The sequence below is a fragment of the Wolbachia endosymbiont of Cruorifilaria tuberocauda genome (assembly GCF_013365475.1).
Classification (GTDB): domain Bacteria; phylum Pseudomonadota; class Alphaproteobacteria; order Rickettsiales; family Anaplasmataceae; genus Wolbachia.
Genome location: NZ_CP046579.1, coordinates 1 through 18,245, shown reverse-complemented (window position 1 = coordinate 18,245; position 18,245 = coordinate 1). Strand labels below are relative to the sequence as shown.

At 33.2% G+C, this 18,245-nt stretch carries 13 protein-coding genes and 1 tRNA gene; 10 read left to right on the top strand and 4 right to left on the bottom strand.

All coding sequences use genetic code 11. From position 1 onward, the window contains the following. Nucleotides 1-9: 9 nt before the first annotated feature. On the bottom strand, nucleotides 10-303 hold the full coding sequence (locus tag GOY13_RS00070; protein WP_175813842.1) for a type IV secretion system protein VirB3: 294 nt from the start codon (nucleotides 301-303) through the stop codon (nucleotides 10-12). 77 nt (nucleotides 304-380) lie between these two features. On the opposite strand from GOY13_RS00070, the gene GOY13_RS00065 reads away from it, so the two are divergent. Both GOY13_RS00065 and fumC read left to right on the top strand, forming a co-directional pair. Then, the gene (locus GOY13_RS00065; RefSeq protein ID WP_175813841.1) at nucleotides 381-1,958 is read left to right on the top strand and encodes a lysine--tRNA ligase; all 1,578 of its coding nucleotides are present in this window, start codon (nucleotides 381-383) and stop codon (nucleotides 1,956-1,958) included. 378 nt (nucleotides 1,959-2,336) lie between these two features. Next, nucleotides 2,337-3,728 (top strand): class II fumarate hydratase, encoded by a 1,392-nt coding sequence (gene fumC / locus GOY13_RS00060; RefSeq protein ID WP_175814398.1) that lies wholly within the window; start codon nucleotides 2,337-2,339, stop codon nucleotides 3,726-3,728. A gap of 576 nt (nucleotides 3,729-4,304) precedes the next feature. Here fumC and purH read toward each other — a convergent pair. Then, nucleotides 4,305-5,828 carry a bifunctional phosphoribosylaminoimidazolecarboxamide formyltransferase/IMP cyclohydrolase gene (gene purH, locus GOY13_RS00055; protein ID WP_175813840.1) on the bottom strand — a complete coding sequence of 508 codons (1,524 nt, stop codon included), beginning with the start codon at nucleotides 5,826-5,828 and terminating at the stop codon, nucleotides 4,305-4,307. A gap of 1,042 nt (nucleotides 5,829-6,870) precedes the next feature. Continuing rightward, on the bottom strand, nucleotides 6,871-7,755 hold the full coding sequence (gene miaA / locus GOY13_RS00050) for a tRNA (adenosine(37)-N6)-dimethylallyltransferase MiaA (protein ID WP_175813839.1): 885 nt from the start codon (nucleotides 7,753-7,755) through the stop codon (nucleotides 6,871-6,873). Nucleotides 7,756-7,830: 75 nt separating this feature from the next. Here miaA and GOY13_RS00045 point away from each other — a divergent pair, with 75 nt between their 5' ends. Beyond that, on the top strand, nucleotides 7,831-8,301 hold the full coding sequence (locus GOY13_RS00045) for a hypothetical protein (protein WP_175813838.1): 471 nt from the start codon (nucleotides 7,831-7,833) through the stop codon (nucleotides 8,299-8,301). A gap of 508 nt (nucleotides 8,302-8,809) precedes the next feature. On the opposite strand, the gene recJ is transcribed toward GOY13_RS00045, so the two are convergent. Then, entirely contained in the window at nucleotides 8,810-10,552 is a 1,743-nt protein-coding gene (recJ, locus tag GOY13_RS00040; RefSeq protein ID WP_175813837.1) for a single-stranded-DNA-specific exonuclease RecJ, read from the bottom strand. Between the two features lie 147 nt (nucleotides 10,553-10,699). Between recJ and GOY13_RS00035 the strand changes: the two genes are divergently transcribed. The 7 genes from GOY13_RS00035 to GOY13_RS00005 all read left to right on the top strand — a co-directional run bounded on the left by GOY13_RS00035 (nucleotide 10,700) and on the right by GOY13_RS00005 (nucleotide 17,879). Beyond that, the gene (locus GOY13_RS00035; protein WP_175813836.1) at nucleotides 10,700-11,227 is read left to right on the top strand and encodes a c-type cytochrome; all 528 of its coding nucleotides are present in this window, start codon (nucleotides 10,700-10,702) and stop codon (nucleotides 11,225-11,227) included. A 1-nt stretch (nucleotide 11,228) separates the two neighbouring features. Further along, nucleotides 11,229-11,987, top strand: a complete 759-nt coding sequence (locus tag GOY13_RS00030; protein ID WP_175813835.1) for an alpha/beta hydrolase — start codon at nucleotides 11,229-11,231, stop codon at nucleotides 11,985-11,987. Between the two features lie 1,261 nt (nucleotides 11,988-13,248). Then, the gene (gene gyrB, locus GOY13_RS00025; protein WP_175813834.1) at nucleotides 13,249-15,621 is read left to right on the top strand and encodes a DNA topoisomerase (ATP-hydrolyzing) subunit B; all 2,373 of its coding nucleotides are present in this window, start codon (nucleotides 13,249-13,251) and stop codon (nucleotides 15,619-15,621) included. A 452-nt stretch (nucleotides 15,622-16,073) separates the two neighbouring features. Next, entirely contained in the window at nucleotides 16,074-16,319 is a 246-nt protein-coding gene (locus GOY13_RS00020) for a hypothetical protein (RefSeq protein WP_175813833.1), read from the top strand. A gap of 253 nt (nucleotides 16,320-16,572) precedes the next feature. Beyond that, nucleotides 16,573-16,659, top strand: a tRNA-Ser gene (locus GOY13_RS00015). 34 nt (nucleotides 16,660-16,693) lie between these two features. Next, nucleotides 16,694-17,323 carry a ferredoxin reductase domain-containing protein gene (locus GOY13_RS00010; protein WP_175813832.1) on the top strand — a complete coding sequence of 210 codons (630 nt, stop codon included), beginning with the start codon at nucleotides 16,694-16,696 and terminating at the stop codon, nucleotides 17,321-17,323. Further along, the gene (locus GOY13_RS00005; RefSeq protein ID WP_175813831.1) at nucleotides 17,307-17,879 is read left to right on the top strand and encodes a 5-formyltetrahydrofolate cyclo-ligase; all 573 of its coding nucleotides are present in this window, start codon (nucleotides 17,307-17,309) and stop codon (nucleotides 17,877-17,879) included. Before GOY13_RS00010 ends, GOY13_RS00005 begins: the two co-directional genes overlap by 17 nt. Nucleotides 17,880-18,245: the final 366 nt, after the last annotated feature.

Here is an 18,245-nt window from a genome sequence, read left to right as displayed (position 1 = left end):
TGTGTAGAATTAAGTAATGTCGTAAGAATTGGCTCCATAGTAAAAGCGGTTCAAGCACCTTGAGCATTTTCTTAATTTTACCATAAACAATTCAATGAACAATGGTTCTTTTGCGGAAGCTATGTAACCAAGTCCGTGTATTGCAAATAGTACTAAAAAGGTTCTAAGATCGTTTGTATTAATAAAAATTAGCATGCAAATTAGGACATTTAATATTGCAAACGTGTAACTCACACCAAAAAGCATTGCAGGTCTTGTAAGACCTTTAAAAAGTTGGTTTATTTGTATGCTGCCTGTAGACATTTTAAACTTGTGTAACCTGCTTTATAATTATAAGTGTGTAACACTAATACTCCATCATTAATTAAAAATCCATTGAAATGAGTAGATTTTTAGGTAAGATAAATAATTTAGATCCAATAATGACAAGCTGGCCATTTCAAGAAGCAGAAAAAATATTACAGAGGTTTCCTAATAAGAAGGAGATAATATTTGAAACTGGCTATGGACCTTCAGGTTTCCCACATATTGGTACTTTTGGAGAAGTTTTCCGTACTGCAGTTGTTGCAAATGCGTTAAAGGAAATAGCTCCTAATATAAGGACTAGAATCATTGCTGTTTCTGATGACATGGATGGCCTGCGAAGAATACCAAATAATGTACCGAATAAGGAAATGTTAAGAAAACATTTGGATAAGCCGTTGACCATGATACCAGATCCATTTGGTACTCATGAAAGTTACGGCCACCACATGAATTCACTGTTGTGTAGGTTTCTTGATTTATTTGGGTTTGAATATGAATTTAGAAGCGCTACAGAGTGCTATAGATCAGGCATTTACGATGAAAAGCTTCTACTTTTATTGGGAAATTATGATAAAGTAATGAATGTAATGCTTCCGTCATTCCGTAAAGAAAGGCAACTGACCTATAGTCCGTTCTTGCCAATATGTCCAAAAACTTCTCAACTTTTACAAGTCCCAATAATTGAAAGAGATACCAATAAGGGAACAGTGACATATAAAGACATAGATGGGGGAAGAATAGAAATTCCTGTAACAAGAGGAAGGTGTAAATTGCAATGGAAACCAGATTGGGGAATGAGATGGGCTACATTTGGAGTCAATTATGAAGCTCACGGGAAAGATTTAGCTACATCTGCTGTACTTTCAAGTCAGATATGTGAAATTCTTGGAGAGAAACCACCACTTCTGTTTTGCTATGAATTTTTCCTCGATGAGAAAGGAAAGAAGATATCAAAATCAAAAGGAAATGGCATCTCCCTTGAGGAGTGGATCACTTATGCACCAGCAGAGAGTTTAGCGTTATATATTTTTCAAAATCCAAAGAAAGCTAAGCGTTTATATTTCGATATCATACCAAAATCAACTGATAAATATTTAGAGCTTGTTAAGAGTTATAATGAGAGTAAAGAAAAATATGTGGACAGTCCCGTGTGGCATATCCACTATGGCAATGTTCCAGAGGTAAAAATCTCAGGTATAAACTTCTCGTTACTCTTAAACTTGGCATCAGCTTGTAATGCTGAAAATAAAGAGATTCTTTTAGGTTTTATATCCACTTATATGTCGGATATTATACCAGAGAATGATAAGATTCTAGACAGGCTCTTAAATTTTGCAGTTAAGTATTATCTTAATTTTGTTAAGCCAGAAAAAGTATATAAAGCTCCTAACGAAAAAGAAAAAGAAGAGTTAGTAGATTTAAAGAATGCTTTGTATTCTCTACCTGTTAGTACTACTGCTGAACAAATTCAATCTCAGGTTTTTTTAGTTGGGAAAAAGCATAATTATAGCAATTTACGAGATTGGTTTCAGTTATTGTATATGACACTACTTGGTCAAAAAACTGGCCCTAAAATAGGGTCTTTCATCAAGCTTTATGGTATAGATAATACAATTTTTCTTATAGATAGTGCTATCAAACGTGCACTTTAAAGTACAACCTTTTTCACTTACAAGTGCACATATTACTTGATAACCTTAATTAGTTTCTTCTATTAATACTAGAGCTATTTATCTTTTTAATCTCTGGATTAGGTCAATGATGTAATACTTAAATATCTAACGTTTCTTGTTCGATTTTTCATGCTATAATTATTTATTATATAGATAGATGATTAGAAATCCAAAGAGGTATCATGCTATGGTACTTGGACTGTTCTGTGATGAGGAAGTATTTGTTATTTATAAAACCATAATATCAGTATACTTGACACTTTAGTCTGGTGGTAGTTTAATGAATAAAAGGCAAGGTTATTTATAAGAAGTTGTACAGTAAAGCTCTTGTTTGAGCTTCATAATATGAATGGAAATATGGGTAAAAGGATTAGAATAGAATCAGATAGTTTAGGTGAGGTGAGGGTGCCCAGTAAACATTACTGGGGAGCACAAACTCAACGTTCCTTAGAGAATTTTAAGATAGGAATAGAAAAAATGCCAGAGCCACTAATTAGGGCGTTAGGAGTAGTAAAACTTGCAGCAACGCGCGTAAACATGAAACATGGTACTCTGGACGAGAAAATAGGAAATACAATTTGCATAGCTGCGCAAGAGGTAATAGACGGCAAATTTAAGGACGAGTTTCCACTTCTTGTATGGCAAACTGGTTCTGGGACTCATACTAATATGAATATGAATGAGGTAATCAGTAACCGTGCGATAGAAATTTTAGGCGGAGAATTAGGTAGCAAATTTCCAGTACATCCAAACGATCATGTAAATTGTAGTCAATCATCCAACGATGCTTTTCCAACAGCAATGCATATAGCAGTAGCAAAGCAAATAAATCATTCTCTTATTCCAAGTCTTAAATGGCTTTGCAAAGCACTAAATAATAAGGCTCATCAATTTAAAAACATAATAAAAGTAGGACGTACTCATTTACAAGATGCAACTCCTCTAACACTTGGGCAAGAGTTTTCTGGCTATGTATCTCAAGTTGAAAAGGGAATAGGAAGAATAAAGTCAACTCTTATTAATGTGTATGAGCTTGCGCAAGGTGGTACTGCAGTAGGTACAGGATTGAATGTCAGGCGAGGCTTTGCTCAAAATTTTGCTGAAGAAATAGCAAAAATCACTGGTCTTCCTTTTACTTCTGCAAAAAATAAATTTGAAGCGCTAGCAGCAAATGATGCCCTAGTTGAGTTGAGCGGGGCACTTAATACAGTGGCAGTTAGTTTAATGAAAATTGCAAATGATATAAGATTGCTTGGCTCTGGTCCTAAGTGTGGAATTGGAGAAATAACATTACCGGAAAATGAGCCTGGTTCTTCAATTATGCCAGGTAAGGTAAATCCGACTCAATGTGAAGCAGTAACAATGGTGTGTACTCAAGTTATGGGGAACCATGTTGCTGTAACGATTGGTGGTTCAAATGGTCATTTTGAGTTGAATGTATTTAAGCCGGTAATAGTCTATAATGTTTTACAATCCATAAGACTTTTATCTGACGCAAGTTTAAATTTTGCAGAAAAATGTGTGTTTGGTATTAAAGCAAACGAAAGGAGAATAAAGGATTTGCTAGATCGTTCGTTAATGCTAGTAACTGTATTGAATACACATATAGGATATGACAACGCAGCAAAGGTAGCTAGGCTTGCCCACGAAGAGAATATCACTCTCAAAGAAGCAGCAACGAAGCTAGAGCTGCTTACTGAGGAAGAATTTGAAAAAATAGTGAAAGTGGGAGAGATGGTAAATTTATAAGCCACTTAATTTTAGCAGGTAGTGCTTGAAGTGGTTTTATGCTTTTTACATCAAACTCCTTGCTAATATTTTTGATTCTGTTGCTGTATCTGTAAGTTCCTGGTAAGAAACTGATTGGGTCTATCTTTTATTTTTAGCCATTGAATTAGTTAATACTACATACAAGTTCTGATATTTCTAGATATGACATAATGGAGAATTAAAAATATAATAAGCTTTAGCTTATTTGATTTTGGAGATGAAGAATAGAGTCTCATTAAAAGTAAAAAGTTCGATAATTAATTCTTAGCATATTATTAATAGCACATCAATAGTAGAAGTAATTTATGCTGTTGATTGTGATACAGAAAGATATGAAAGATAGCAGATACAGAACTACTTAATTTCACACACAGCAACGGGAAAAGCCCAACATTTGATAAATCCTTCAAATCTCTACAACATATTTGAGTATAGAAGACGCTGCATTTTTTAAATGGTAGATTTTTTTATAGCTCTGTATTATTGGTGTTGTGATAATCTACACACATTTACAAAGTTGCAATGCTTCAAAATTTCTAGTTATAAGACATAAACTCAATGGAAGAAGTTACGAATACCGGTAAAAAACATAGAGATCTTACTCTCATTTGCAGCTGCTATTACATCTTGATCTTTTAGGGAGCCACCAGGCTGGATTATTGATGTAATTCCATGTTTTGCACTTTCTACTATGCTATCTGGGAACGGGAAAAATCCATCTGAAGCAAGCACAGCACCTCTACATCTTTCATTTGCCTTTTTTACTGCAATGTTTACACTATCTATTCTACTTGACTGTCCTGAGCCGATGCCAATCGTACACCCGTTTTTTGCTATAACTATTGCATTGGACTTTACATGCTTGCATATTCTCCAAGCAAAAATTAGATCTTCTCTCTCTTTCTTTGTTGCAGTACAACTCGTTACTTGTCTCATTTTTTCTACTTCTATTCCGCTATTATCACTTTCCTGTACTAAAAATCCACCGAAAGCGTTTTTGATTTGATATTTCCTATTTTTTTGAAATGGATCATAAATGACAACCCTTAAATTTTTCTTTTTTTGCAAAATTTTCAATGCTTCTTCATTTATTGAAGGTATTACAACTACTTCTAGAAATATCTCACTTAGTTTCTCCGCTAGCTTTAAGTCTATCTCTCGATTTAAAGCTACTATTCCACCAAAACTACTTATTTTATCGCATGACAAAGCCTTTTCATACGCCTCCAAAGCACTATTGCCAACAGCAGCACCACAAGGATTATTATGCTTGATTATTACTGCCATAGGTTCTTTAAACTCAGAGAGTATGTCAAGCGCAGATTCTATATCTACTATATTATTATAACTTAACTCTTTACCATATATTTTCTCCAACGGGTACTTTCTAAACTGATTACTATAAAACGCAGATTTTTGATGTGGATTTTCTCCATACCTTAGTTCTTGTACTTTATATCCGTATAGAGTAAAAAACTTAGGTAAGTCATCATTCTTACCCTTTGACAAAAACCAACTGTAAATATTAGAATCATAACATGAAGTAAGAGCAAATGCTTTAGTTGCTAGATGTTTTCTATATTCTAACGTTGTTTTATTTTCGTTCCTAATCATTTCAATCTTTAATGTTTCATAGTCTCTAATGCTAGAAATGACTGAGGTAAAATGAAAATTTTTTGCTGCAGCCCTAATCAGGGATACTCCTCCAATATCAATCTGCTCTATAATTTGTTTATCATTTGCTATAACACCTACAGTTTCCCAAAATGGATATAGGTTAATTACAAGAAGATCTATAGGCTCAATTCCTAGATCTTGTATTTCCTCTTTATGCTCTTTCCGATTATATAGTATTCCTCCGTGAATTTTAGGATGTAAAGTTTTTACTCTACCACCTAGTATCTCTGGATATTGTATATAATCCGATACTTCTTGCGTTTTTATTCCAGCATCAGATAGTATCCTATAAGTATTCCCTGTTGAGAGAATTTCTATTTGTTTCTGCGTTAAAAATAATGCAAGATCAACTATATTAGTCTTATCATACACTGATATTAAAGCCCTTTTTATTCTATACATAGAAAGCCTTTTAAGATCATACAAAAAGAAAGAAGTTGTTTAACTTTTAATTTCCAACTTCAATTTTTAGACGGAATTTTCCATTATCAGTATTATTTGTGCAGCTTTACAGAGTAGAGCTACCTTATATCCCGATAATTATATTCCAATACTAAACTATACCAGTTAATTTTCTTATAGGCATATTGCCTAGTGCTAACTCAGTATAAACCACAACTACTAAATATTTTCTCACATTTTGCTATAAGTTGATATACATTATCTATAACATAATCTTACATCAAAAATTTATATATAACAATTTTTTATTATTTGCACTTCTTACACAGGCAAGATTTCTTTCAAGAAGCTATTGCTATAAGTTAGCAAGTCTAAATTTCGTATATCATAACTGTTCATGTCTAAAATATCTCTAATATCTCTTGTATCATGTCCTCTGCGAGGAAAGTCTACCTTGTAACTTACACTGATATTTAACTTTAGAGATGAGACTTTAATTACGTTATCACCATAATATCACCTAAAAGGTTGTTTATCTTTGTGCTGCTCTATCTCATGCTGTTGTAAGCACCAATCTCTGGTTGGGTTATGCTCTATATTTTCTGTGATCATAAGGTACATTCTAACACATGTATGTTAACTTCTATTATGTGGTTGCAGAAAAGAAAGTTCATCTCTTTTCGAGATGGATATGACTTGATTTTCTGTTTCTTGGTTAACTTTTTACCCATCATTCCAATTATCGAAAAATATTGTTTGTAATTAGGGCACTGTCTGTTATTAAGGCAATATAACAAAGTAAAAGTTTATTTTGATCTTATCTAAAGAACTTTCCTTAGTTGATTAACTTGTTTCTGTGGTCGCACTAATAATATAGAAATGATAAAGAAGGAAAGTTGATTCTAATATATGAGCTTTTGCTTAGCTATCAGGATAATAAGCAGGCATAAAAGGAATATCAGGTTTTATAAATCAATATTATTATAGCATTGATGTTACTATGCAAGATAAGGTGGTAAAAAAAGTAAAAAAGACTACCAGGTCAAAAAAGTGAAAATTCTTCTGTACATTTAATTACTTTAGAATTTGGAAGTTGGGTTTTAAACCAGGTATACTGGCGCTTTGCATAATGTCTTGTATTTGTTTGGGCAATTTGTATTGCTTTATTTAAAGTGATCTCACCTCTTAAGTACTTTGTAATTTCTGGTACTCCATGTGCTTTCATAGCTGGCAGGTGTTGGGATAAATTCATGTTAAGTAAATTCTTTACCTCATCAATTGCTCCATTCCTGACCATTGTAATAAAACGAGAGTTTATTTTTTGATATACGTCCTCGCGCTTAGGTAAAATTGTATATATCTTAAAATTATTCAACAAAGGCGGCTTTCTATTTTCTTGCCATATGAAAATCGACTTGCCAGTTTCAGTAACAACTTCAAATGCTCTTGAGAGGCGATATAAATCATTCATGAATATTTTCCCTTGAATTTTTGGATCTTTGCTCAGCACTAATTTATAGAATTCCTCTTTAGTTAAATTTTTCTTGAACTTGCTTACATTTCTTTTTACTTCCTGGCTTATTTGTGGGATTGGTGATAAGCCTTTGATTAGGCTACTGATATAAAGTCCACTTCCTCCAGTAATGATTGGTATCTGTGAGTTTTTTAGTGCATTATTGATTTCCTTCTTCAAATCTTCTACCCATAGGCTAACGGAGTAGTTTTTTTTTGCTGAAACATATCCATACAATTTATATTGTTTTCCTTGCTTTGGTGGCTGAGCAGTAATTATAGGAATTTCTTTGTATATCTGCTTTGAGTCACAGTTTATTATGCTAATATTCAAATGCTCTTTTACTAGATTATTGCATAATTCTGATTTACCTGAAGCTGTAATTCCTGTAATAATTACTATACTATCTCTCATTTATATTAATTTAATTAACGTATGATAAAGTATAGTAAAAATTTGGATTCTATAATCTAAAATTTGGAGGCTTTTATGACAGAAGACAACGGTAATAATTCGTTTACTAAACGTTTTGCAAATAGGACTTCTAGTAATGTAAGAGGAAGTTTTTCTGATAAATATTCATCTCGGAACACAAGGGAATGTGCATTAGTGGAAAGGGGGAAAATCTATGAATTAGTGAGTAAAAAAACTGAATCTAAAGAAGCTTTTTCTGGAAGTTGTAGCATAAAAAGCAAGAGTAGAGCTCTCAATGAGAGATCTTTTGCTGATGCAACAAGAAGAAGCAGGTCAGATCTGATATACTTAGTCCGTGGCAAAGATCGTGGAATATCAGCATGGCACTATATATTAGTTGATAAGGACAAGAAAGAAATATTTCTTGTAAAGAGTAGAACTGGTTCCATGGATGTTGCGGATTATGGAGAAATTTTATACTCAGGGTGGGGAGAAAATCCACCACAAGAAATAGTTGATAAAATCAATGATGAATTTGGGCTATAACAAACCACTTGGCTTGCTGTATTAGTTTTTCGCATGATCCAACTTAGACAGGAGGAAAAGATACTTGCTCTATAAAATGCTGCAATTTCTTGAATACTGTTCGCCTTAAATTATTTTGGCTATAAATATTAGGAAAAGCTTACTAGCCAAATGGGAAAATACAAAAAATCATGAAAGTTGTAGATAAACTCTAGCCTTGTTGGATTACTTCTCTGTACTACCTTAGAAGCTTTGCAAATAAATTTTAGCTTATAGGTAGGTCTAAGAATATTGTAAATGGTACATAGCAAGTTAAACACCTTGATACTTCAATTATTCTATCCCACAGATTAGCCTATTTTTAGGACAAAAAGGTTGATAAGTTATCAGTTGATTTCTTAGTTTACAATATGGGAATGCATTAGTAGAGCTATAGGTAATTTAAGAGCTAGCTATTGCTTAATTCATTTTAAGTATTTATTTTACTGCCCAAATCTGAAAAGGCTAGGTCATAATTTTATATGAAAACTTAGCTAATAGTCAATGCATCTTCTATTAAAAACTGTACAAATTCATTACCATTCCAGTAATTTACTGAGATTTTGCCTAAAATAGATTCGATATTCCCATGTATAATAGCAGAACCAAGATGAGTATTTACAGAACGGAATGCAATAGCTCTTACTATAGCATCATTGTCAGTAATGAAACACTTTATGTGATCTCCACCTACAATTTCAGGTTTTTTAATCCTTACTCCTTGGATAATGAATCTTGGTTCAGGGTTACCAATACCGAATGGCTCTAAGCGTTGCAATTGACTCCACAGGGATAAGTTTATTGCTTTAACAGTCACTATACCATCGGCTTTCAAAGCTTTTTCATTTATGGAGTAGTTTGTAAATATCTTAGCAAAAAAGTGTTGTAGGTCATTTATTCTATCTTCCTTGATTGAAAATCCTGCTGCCATACTATGGCCACCACCTTCAATAATTAAGTTCATATACTTTGCGGAAAGGATTGCAGCACCGATATTAACTCCAGGAATTGATCTGCAGCTTGCTTTTCCCATTCCATTTTTTATAGATATTACTATTGTAGGCAAGTGAAACTGCTCTTTCAGCCTAGATGCAATTATGCCAATTATTCCTTGGTGCCAGTTACCACTTACTATTATAAAATTTCTATCTGACTGAGAAAAATTTTTTGCTTGTATTATAGCTTCCGAGAGGGCCTCATTTTCCATCATCTTTCTTGCATTATTTAAATTTATCAGTTTTGATGCGATGGAATATGCTTCTTCTTCCACATCTGTAGAGAGCAGCCTTGCACCGAGCGATGCTTCTCCAATTCTTCCTCCAGCATTTATACATGGTCCAATATTAAAACTCAGACGAGAAGTATTTGGCTTTTCAAGAATTCTTAACATATCGGACAAGACACGCAACCCGATATTTTTTCTTGTTGACATAACTTTTAATCCTTGCAAAACAAATGCCCTGTTAAGGCCAGTAATCTGCATAGCATCACAAACGGTGCCAAGAGCAACTAGATCAAGAAGGTCAAATAAATTTGGTTCTTTTATGTTAGCGAAAAACCCATGTTCACGTATTCTTTTGTTAAGAGCAACAATCAATAGAAATGATACACCAACTGCTGCAAGGTTTCTATAAGAAGAACTCTCATCTAGCCGATTTGGGTTAATAATTGCTACAGCACTTGGTAGCTTTTCTATACTAAGATGGTGGTCAATAACTATAATATCAAGGCCAAAATTTTTGGCATCTTTCACTGGCTGATATGCAAGCGTGCCACAATCAACAGAAATACATAGGTCAATACCTTCCTTTTTAAGTTGAAATAGACTACTTGAATTTAACCCATAACCCTCATTAACACGATCTGGAATATAAATTATAGAGTGAATACCAATCATCTTTAGGTACCTTTTAATCAATGCTGATGACGTTGCACCATCAACGTCATAGTCCCCGAATATTGCTATGTTTTCATTGTTAATTATTGCCTGTATTATACGATAAACGGCTTTATCCATTTCGAGGAGGTGAAATGGATCTGGTAATAGTGACCTGATTAACGGGTATAAAAAGCTGCCTGCATTTTTTGTATTGATATCACGGGCAACAAGTATTCTTGCAAGGATTTCTGGTAATTTAAATTTCTGAGCAAGAGCTAAGACTTCCCTTTGATCTACTTTTTCTAGCTTCCATAGTGCGTTTGTTATGCTGCGCTTTTCAGTGTCAAGTAGCATATTTTTTTATAAACAAGATTACTTTATCAGAATTTTCTATTTAGCTCCATTCATTAATAAAAGGCAAGTAGTCTATTTTTCAATTAATTACTTGCTGTTTGCAGAAATATTTGCATTATAAATAATAACGGTTGATGAAAATTAACTATGGAACTTAATAAAATTGCAGCATCTATTTTATTTTCTGGGCTGATGATTATAGTAATTAGCAATGTAGTTGACATGCTTTACAAGCCAGAAGGATATAAGGCAGAACACGAAGCAATAGTAACTACTGGCAGCAGTGAACTTCAGCAAAAAATAGAGCAGGTAGCGCTTGATATTGAGATGCTCATGAAGAATGCTAGCTTTGAAAAGGGGAAATCAGTTGCAAAGAAATGCATAGCTTGTCATAGTTTTGAAAAGAATGGGTTTAATAAGGTAGGGCCAAACTTGTGGAATATAGTTGGAAGTAAAAAAGCGCATTTTGATAACTCATTTAATTATTCAAAAGCAATGCTTGAAAAAGGTGGAAAATGGGGGTATAGTGAGCTGTTTGCCTTTCTAAAAAGTCCAAAAGCTTATATAAAAGGTACACGCATGGCATTTGCTGGCATTTCTGATCCAGAGGAAATTGCTGATTTAATTAGCTATTTACGGCAATTAAGTGATGATCCGATTGATTTACCAAAGTAACATGACTTACTGCAAACTTTTCTATGAGGATGGTAAGTATATAGCGTACAGGAAGTTGCAAGGGGAAAAGGCTTCTATAGTATTTTTTGGTGGGTTTGCATCCAGTATGAATGGAGCTAAGGCAACTGCTATTTATAAATTTTGCCAAGAAAACAATATAGCGCTTGTACTGTTCGATTATTTTGGTCACGGTTGTTCAAGTGGTAATTTTATTGACTACACAATAAGTGATTGGCGAAAAAATTGTGCTAGGGTTATTCATGAGTTAACTAACGGTAAGCAAATAGTTATAGGTTCAAGTATGGGAGGGTGGATGATGTTACTTACTGTCCTCCAATTTCCAGAAAAAATTGCAGCGTTGATTGGCATATCAACTGCTCCTGATTTCACTGAAAATTTAATATTCGAGCGATTATCTAACAGGCAAAAGAAAGAGCTAGACTCTAAAGGTATTGTTAATTTTACTTCAGGGGGTTGTACATACAAAATAACCAAGAATTTGATAGAAGATGGTAGAAAGAACCTTCTTTTAAAGAAAGAAAGAATAAGTATAAATTCTCCTGTGCGCTTGTTGCATAGCATTAATGATAAAAATGTCCCTTATAACACTTCATTAGACATAGCTAAAAAAATTGATTCACTTGATGTTGAGGTACACTTAACAAAATCAGCAGGACATAACATGTCTGATATCCATTCACTGGAAATTTTATTTAGAACTATTAAAGAGTTTTATCCACTGTATAGCTCTAAGCAGTAGTTCATTTTAACCTAGTTTATTTAACTCTTGAGCTTTATTTTTTGTTGGAATGGTGCTATAAAACTTAATAAAGGTTAAGTGTGAACTTGGTGAATTATATATTAAATTTACTTCCTGATATTATAGCAAAGTGAAAGATAGGTAAGTTTAGCTAGAACAGCTCAGCTGAGGGTGTGATTTTAAGTGATAAGCTGAAATTTAGCTGCATTTTAGAAGTGGATTCTTGCTTATTGCTGCTTGGATAAAAAATTAGCGGAATAGTAAAATTGAAAGTAAAATAGCATATCAAATGCTAGCGTGGGAATTAAAATCATACGTAGTGTTAATTTTATGGACTACACACAATTTTTGTAGATGTGCTTCAATTTATAAATTGATAACTAATCATGTTATAGTATTCTTTCTTGCTGCTAGTAGCTTTCCTAAGAAATAGATAAAATTTTTTAATGAATATATACAAAAGTCTTTAGAATAAGATTAAGTTAGGAACTTCTCACTGGTCATAAAATAGAGATGAAATTGATGTCTTGTGTGTCACAATTGATGGTAAAAATGTGAAAACTATCAAAATACTGATGTTTACAATCAGGTCGAAAGTAAGATACTGGATCAAAGTCAAATAGTGTTCTTAACAAAGTGAAAGTCAAAAGGCAATACTGTTAGTGAAAAGCGTAAGATTAAGATTTTTATAGAACGACTATAATAAACTCTCTGAGTGCTTGTTTAATTTGCATTTATTGGTTGCATTGATTTTACCAATAGGAGATTAGGAGAATTACAAAAGTGGTGATTACGCAAAGTGTTTCTAGAATAGCTAAGAAAATCTTAGTAGTTTCTTTAAGCAAGGAATTAGAAGAGTTCTAATAGTTGTAGAATTATTTCATGAAGCACACTTTATATGATCAAGTATATAAAAACTTCAGAAAAGTGCGAAAAGTTAACTTCACATTAAGTGGTGGTGCGAGGGACATGCATTGCAGTTAAGAGGCATATGAGTAATTTATTCTATGTAAAGCTAGGAGAATAAGGAGAGTAAAATAAAATGGCGAGGTAAGTTATATTTTTCTTTAGCCATTTGCTTTTGGATATGATGAAATATTTTATCAACGTTGTATGTTAGAATAATATATAAAATCATTTTATATAGATGATTTAGTATGTTTTGCTTATCTACTGCGATTGAAGATCTTACTTTCACTTCCAAAAATGTTGCCAATTGGTATGTAAAGATGTATTATTAATTTATAAATAAAGTAATTCTATGGAAAGTAACTATAATGCTGATACGATAAAAATTCTAAGAGGTCTTGATGCTGTAAGAAAGCGTCCTGGTATGTATATTGGTGATACTGATGATGGATCTGGTCTGCATCACATGGTGTATGAGGTTATTGACAACGCGATAGATGAGTCTTTAGTAGGGTATTGTGATGAAATTGAAATCACTATAAATAGTGATGGTTCAGTATCCGTGACTGATAATGGTCGTGGCATTCCAACTGATATTCATGAAGAGGAAGGAATATCAGCGGCAGAGGTAATAATGACCCACCTACATGCGGGTGGTAAGTTTGACAGCAATAGCTATAAAGTTTCTGGAGGATTACATGGTGTAGGAGTTTCAGTTGTCAATGCATTATCTGTCTGGCTAGATTTAACTATCTGGCGCAACAAGAAAGAGTATTTTATGCGCTTTGAAGGTGGCAAGTCTGTTAGACCATTAAAGATAGTAGGCGAAAACATAAATAAAAGAGGAACTAGGATAACATTTATGCCATCAACGGAAATTTTTAGTAACATTAATTTTAGTTATCTTGTTCTTGAAGGCCGTATTAGAGAATTGGCCTTTTTAAATTCGAGCATCAAAATTACTTTACGCGACTTACGAAGTAGTCCACACATGGAATTTCATTTTAACTGCAGTAAGCAATCTGAAGGTAATTTTGGCACAGCAAATTTTGTAAAGTATTTAGATAAAAACAAGACACGTGTTACCGAGATTGCCAGTATAAAGGGTGATGCAAAAGATCTAGGTATCAATGTAGAGGTTTCAATGGAGTGGAATGACTCTTACTACGAGAATATGCTATGCTTTACAAATAACATAAAACAACGTAGTGGTGGTACCCATTTAGCTGGGCTTAGATCGGCATTAACTAGGTGTATTAATAACTATGCAAACAATGAAGGATTTTTGAAAAAAGCAAAGGTGAATCTAACTGGAGAAGATATCAGAGAGGGGTTAACTTGCGTTTTATCTCTCAAGATGCCTGATCCTAAGTTTTCTTCACAGACAAAAGATAAGTTAGTCAGTTCTGAGGCTCGTACAGTTGTAGAGAACATAGTTTTTGATAAATTGAGTTCAATGCTTGAAACTGATCCGAAATTGGCAGCAAGCATAGTAGAAAGGGTTATTAGATCGGCAAAAGGTAGAGAAGCTGCAAGGAGAGCACGAGAGTTAGTTAGAAATAAAAACAGCATCGAAATTGCAACTCTACCTGGAAAACTTGCAGATTGTCAAGAAAAGATTCCTGAGTTATCGGAATTATTTATAGTAGAGGGTAATTCTGCAGGTGGCTCTGCAAAGCAGGGTCGTAACCGAAAGACGCAAGCAGTACTTGCTTTAAAAGGAAAGATTTTGAATGTAGAGCGTGTAGGACTTGATCGTATCTTTTCGTCTGCAGAAATTGGTTCATTGGTTACAGCAATTGGTGCTGGAGTGGGGAATGAGAATTTTAATGTTGAAAAAACTAGATACCATAAGATTATTATTATGACAGATGCAGACGTTGACGGTTCACATATTAGGACTTTGCTCTTGACATTTTTCTTCCGATATATGCGTAAGATAATTGAAAGTGGCTACTTATATATAGCACAACCACCTCTTTACAAGGTTACAAAAAATGATAGAGATACTTATATTAAGGATGATAAAACTTTTGAAGAATATATAATAAATTCAGCAATAAAAAGATTAACGTTAAGAGGTGTAAATAGGGATTTGCGCTTTATTCTGAATAAATGTCTTAGTATTTCAAATATTAGCAGAAATTATGGCAGGGAGATACCACAAAATCTGTTGGAATCTCTGCTAATTTTAAGCAAAAGAAATGCTTTATCATCTACTAATGAGATAGTAAAATATTTAGAGTTGATTTATAGCAAATATACTTGGGAAGTAGAAGTAAAGTGTAAAGAAATTCGTATTTGTAGATTATTTCAAGGGTTAGCAGACAAATATATATTCCCACTTAGCTTGCTTGAAAGCAAAGAAATACTTAGTATATTGAGTTCTCTTGATGATATAATTGATTTATTTAATGGTGATACATTCTTAAAATCGCAAGAAACTGAAATAAAGATTCAATCTCCTAGTACATTTGTAAAAACAATGATGGATCATGGGAAAAGGGGCATAACTCTACAAAGGTTTAAAGGACTTGGAGAAATGAATGCTGATCAACTTTGGGAAACTACCCTCAACCCAGAGACCAGGACTTTATTGAAAGTTAAAATAAAAGATTGTGAAGAAGCAGATAGTATATTCTCAGTGTTAATGGGTGATATGGTTGAACCCCGACGTGATTTTATCAAGAAAAATGCACTCAATGTACATAATATTGATATTTAACTTTCTTATACTTTTATGTTACTACACTATTCCATTTCTTTACAGTGACCTTTTTTGTTAAACTATGTGGTATTTAATATGCTACCTCTACAGTAGAGTTTATATGGTTTTGTGTTACGAGTAGCACCTTATTTACTGTCATTTTCAAATTTTACCTATTATAATGGAGTTCCACATAAACTCCTTGAAAAACCACTTAGCTAGGAGCTATTAGTATTACTACGTATCAAAAATTGATAATGTTAGCGAAAAATAGTGAGCTAAATTGATTGTGATGAAAACTTGAGTATTGGTAATCTACTTTCTAAGTTTTTAAGTAGGTTTATGGCAGTAGTATAATGATAAACTTATGGTTGGAAGCTGAGTAGGTATTAAATAGCAGTGGTATATTGCATAAAAGGGGAAAGTCTTTTATCAAAGAGGTGTAACTCTGCAAGTAGAGAGATATTTTTATGAATCACAAAGGTTTTAGTAATAAAACGATGAGTCCTAAGTCAGGTATCTCTAAAGTGCTGCGAACAGTTAGTTGTTACTGGGATTGGGTAGGTACCCAGTTGCATTTTCATACAGAACGCAGTTACTGTGACATGTGTGAAGCTAACGCTAATGGTTTAATAAAACAAGTAATTATTAAAGCGACAAATGAAAAAAGATTTGAAGATACTGGTTTAATTAGTGGTAATGCTATTATGACATAGTTATTTAAATTCTTGTAGTGAGTAAAATACATGGAACCTGATGCTATAATGAAATAGTATGAAGATAAAGTAATTTATTATTTACTTTGCCTCTATACTTAATTTTCATCAAAGGTAAATATTTGATGTGCTAGTTGCGGTAACAAAATATCTATATCTATAACGTGATGGCAGATTTTGGGTGAATATACCTGCTTTTTATGACCAAATTTGTTTGGTGATATAATTTTCAGTATTTATTATATAATAATATGGAAGAGTGGCTGAGTGGTCTAAAGCACACGCTTGGAAAGCGTGCACATATAAAAATATGTCGGGGGTTCGAATCCCTCCTTTTCCGGGTTACATATGTGTAAGAAAGTGGAAGTAAAAATATGAAAAGCATAATGCTAATCGGTGGAGGGGTTGGAAATGCTGTGTTGTTTTCGATAGGGAAGGCATTTCTTGAAAAGAAGAATAAGGTTTTATACTTTGCTGGCTATAAAAAATTAAATGATGTATTTAAGCAAGCACTTGTAGAGCTTGCATCAAGTATAGTAGTTTGGGCGTGTGAAGAGGGATTGATAAAAATAAGAAGAGACCAAGACAGATCCTTTCATGGCAATATAGTTGACGCAATCATTTCTTATCAACGTGGAATGTTAGGCAATACTGTAATTAATTTAGGTAACATAGATAAAATTATTGTTATTGGTTCTGATAAAATGATGAAGGCTGTAAATGAGGCCAGGAAAACAGTTTTAATGCCATATCTGAAGTGCAGCCATGTGGCAATATCGTCAGTTAATTCTCCTATGCAGTGTATGATGAAAGAAATTTGTGCTCAATGCGTGCAAAGGCATATAAATACGGAAACAGGAAAAGAAAGTTTCATTTATAGTTGCAGTAATCAAGACCAGAATATGGAGTTTGTTGATTTTGATTTTTTAAGCGAGCGTTTGATGCAAAACAGTTTGCAAGAAAAACTTACTGCAAAGTGGGTAGAACATGTTCAAAGATGTTAAACAACGGAAGAAGGAAATAAGAGAGCAGTATAGGGCTATAAGAAAAAATACTGATGCTAATTATTCTAGCTATGCAGCGAATTTTCTTATTAATCTCTTTCGTTATAGCTTGAACTATGTTAGAGGTAGAACAATTGCAGCTTATATTCCAATTGATCAAGAAATAAATGTTATACCATTAATGTATAATTTGCTTAACTTAGGCTATAAAATAGCAATTCCTGATAAAAATAAACTACTAAGATTTAAAGAGTGGAGTAAAGAGGATAAAAACATAGTTCCTGATGCAATAATCACTCCTGTTATTGCTTTCGATGATCATTTTAATAGATTGGGTTTTGGTAGTGGTTGGTATGATGCTGTAATAAGAGAATTACAGCCTCTTGGAAAAATATTCATAGGTATTGCTTACGAGAAACAGTACTACAAAGATTTGCCAGTGGAAAAGCACGATCAAAAATTGGATATTATAGTAACTGAAGTGTGTATTAGATGTAGGCATCAAAATTTCTATAATCACCCACAATCGCTTTGCTTTTTTAAAGATAGTGTTTAGGTAACTTATATAGCATATCAATTCACATAATATTGCAATAGTGCTTTATTATGTACTCATCCTTAGTTCGATTTTACACTCAGTGAGTTTCTCTGGAATTATGTAAAAGTTCCTTACTAGCATGTTCTCTGTGGATTTTTTGATCAATTGAACTGTATTAGAATGGACTATGGAAACCTCAGCTTGCTATTAATGATATGGTGTGTAAATGCATAACTGTTTTTTGAGCAAGAGTCCTACCAGAATTACCTAAATTTCTTGATTTTATCAAAAACTGCTTCACATTCTTGCACAATAGTGGGGAAAATAGGATTTCAGCTTCTTTTTTTAGAGTTAGGTATTGTACTAGAATGTGATCTACTAGAA

Excerpts from the sequence above, each read along its gene's own strand:
- GOY13_RS00070 (WP_175813842.1), bottom strand. The coding sequence starts at position 303 with ATGTCTACAGGCAGCATACAAATAAACCAACTTTTTAAAGGTCTTACA.
- GOY13_RS00065 (WP_175813841.1), top strand. The coding sequence starts at position 381 with ATGAGTAGATTTTTAGGTAAGATAAATAATTTAGATCCAATAATGACA.
- fumC (WP_175814398.1), top strand. The coding sequence starts at position 2,337 with ATGGGTAAAAGGATTAGAATAGAATCAGATAGTTTAGGTGAGGTGAGG.
- purH (WP_175813840.1), bottom strand. The coding sequence starts at position 5,828 with ATGTATAGAATAAAAAGGGCTTTAATATCAGTGTATGATAAGACTAAT.
- miaA (WP_175813839.1), bottom strand. The coding sequence starts at position 7,755 with ATGAGAGATAGTATAGTAATTATTACAGGAATTACAGCTTCAGGTAAA.
- GOY13_RS00045 (WP_175813838.1), top strand. The coding sequence starts at position 7,831 with ATGACAGAAGACAACGGTAATAATTCGTTTACTAAACGTTTTGCAAAT.
- recJ (WP_175813837.1), bottom strand. The coding sequence starts at position 10,552 with ATGCTACTTGACACTGAAAAGCGCAGCATAACAAACGCACTATGGAAG.
- GOY13_RS00035 (WP_175813836.1), top strand. The coding sequence starts at position 10,700 with ATGGAACTTAATAAAATTGCAGCATCTATTTTATTTTCTGGGCTGATG.
- GOY13_RS00030 (WP_175813835.1), top strand. The coding sequence starts at position 11,229 with ATGACTTACTGCAAACTTTTCTATGAGGATGGTAAGTATATAGCGTAC.
- gyrB (WP_175813834.1), top strand. The coding sequence starts at position 13,249 with ATGGAAAGTAACTATAATGCTGATACGATAAAAATTCTAAGAGGTCTT.
- GOY13_RS00020 (WP_175813833.1), top strand. The coding sequence starts at position 16,074 with ATGAATCACAAAGGTTTTAGTAATAAAACGATGAGTCCTAAGTCAGGT.
- GOY13_RS00010 (WP_175813832.1), top strand. The coding sequence starts at position 16,694 with ATGAAAAGCATAATGCTAATCGGTGGAGGGGTTGGAAATGCTGTGTTG.
- GOY13_RS00005 (WP_175813831.1), top strand. The coding sequence starts at position 17,307 with ATGTTCAAAGATGTTAAACAACGGAAGAAGGAAATAAGAGAGCAGTAT.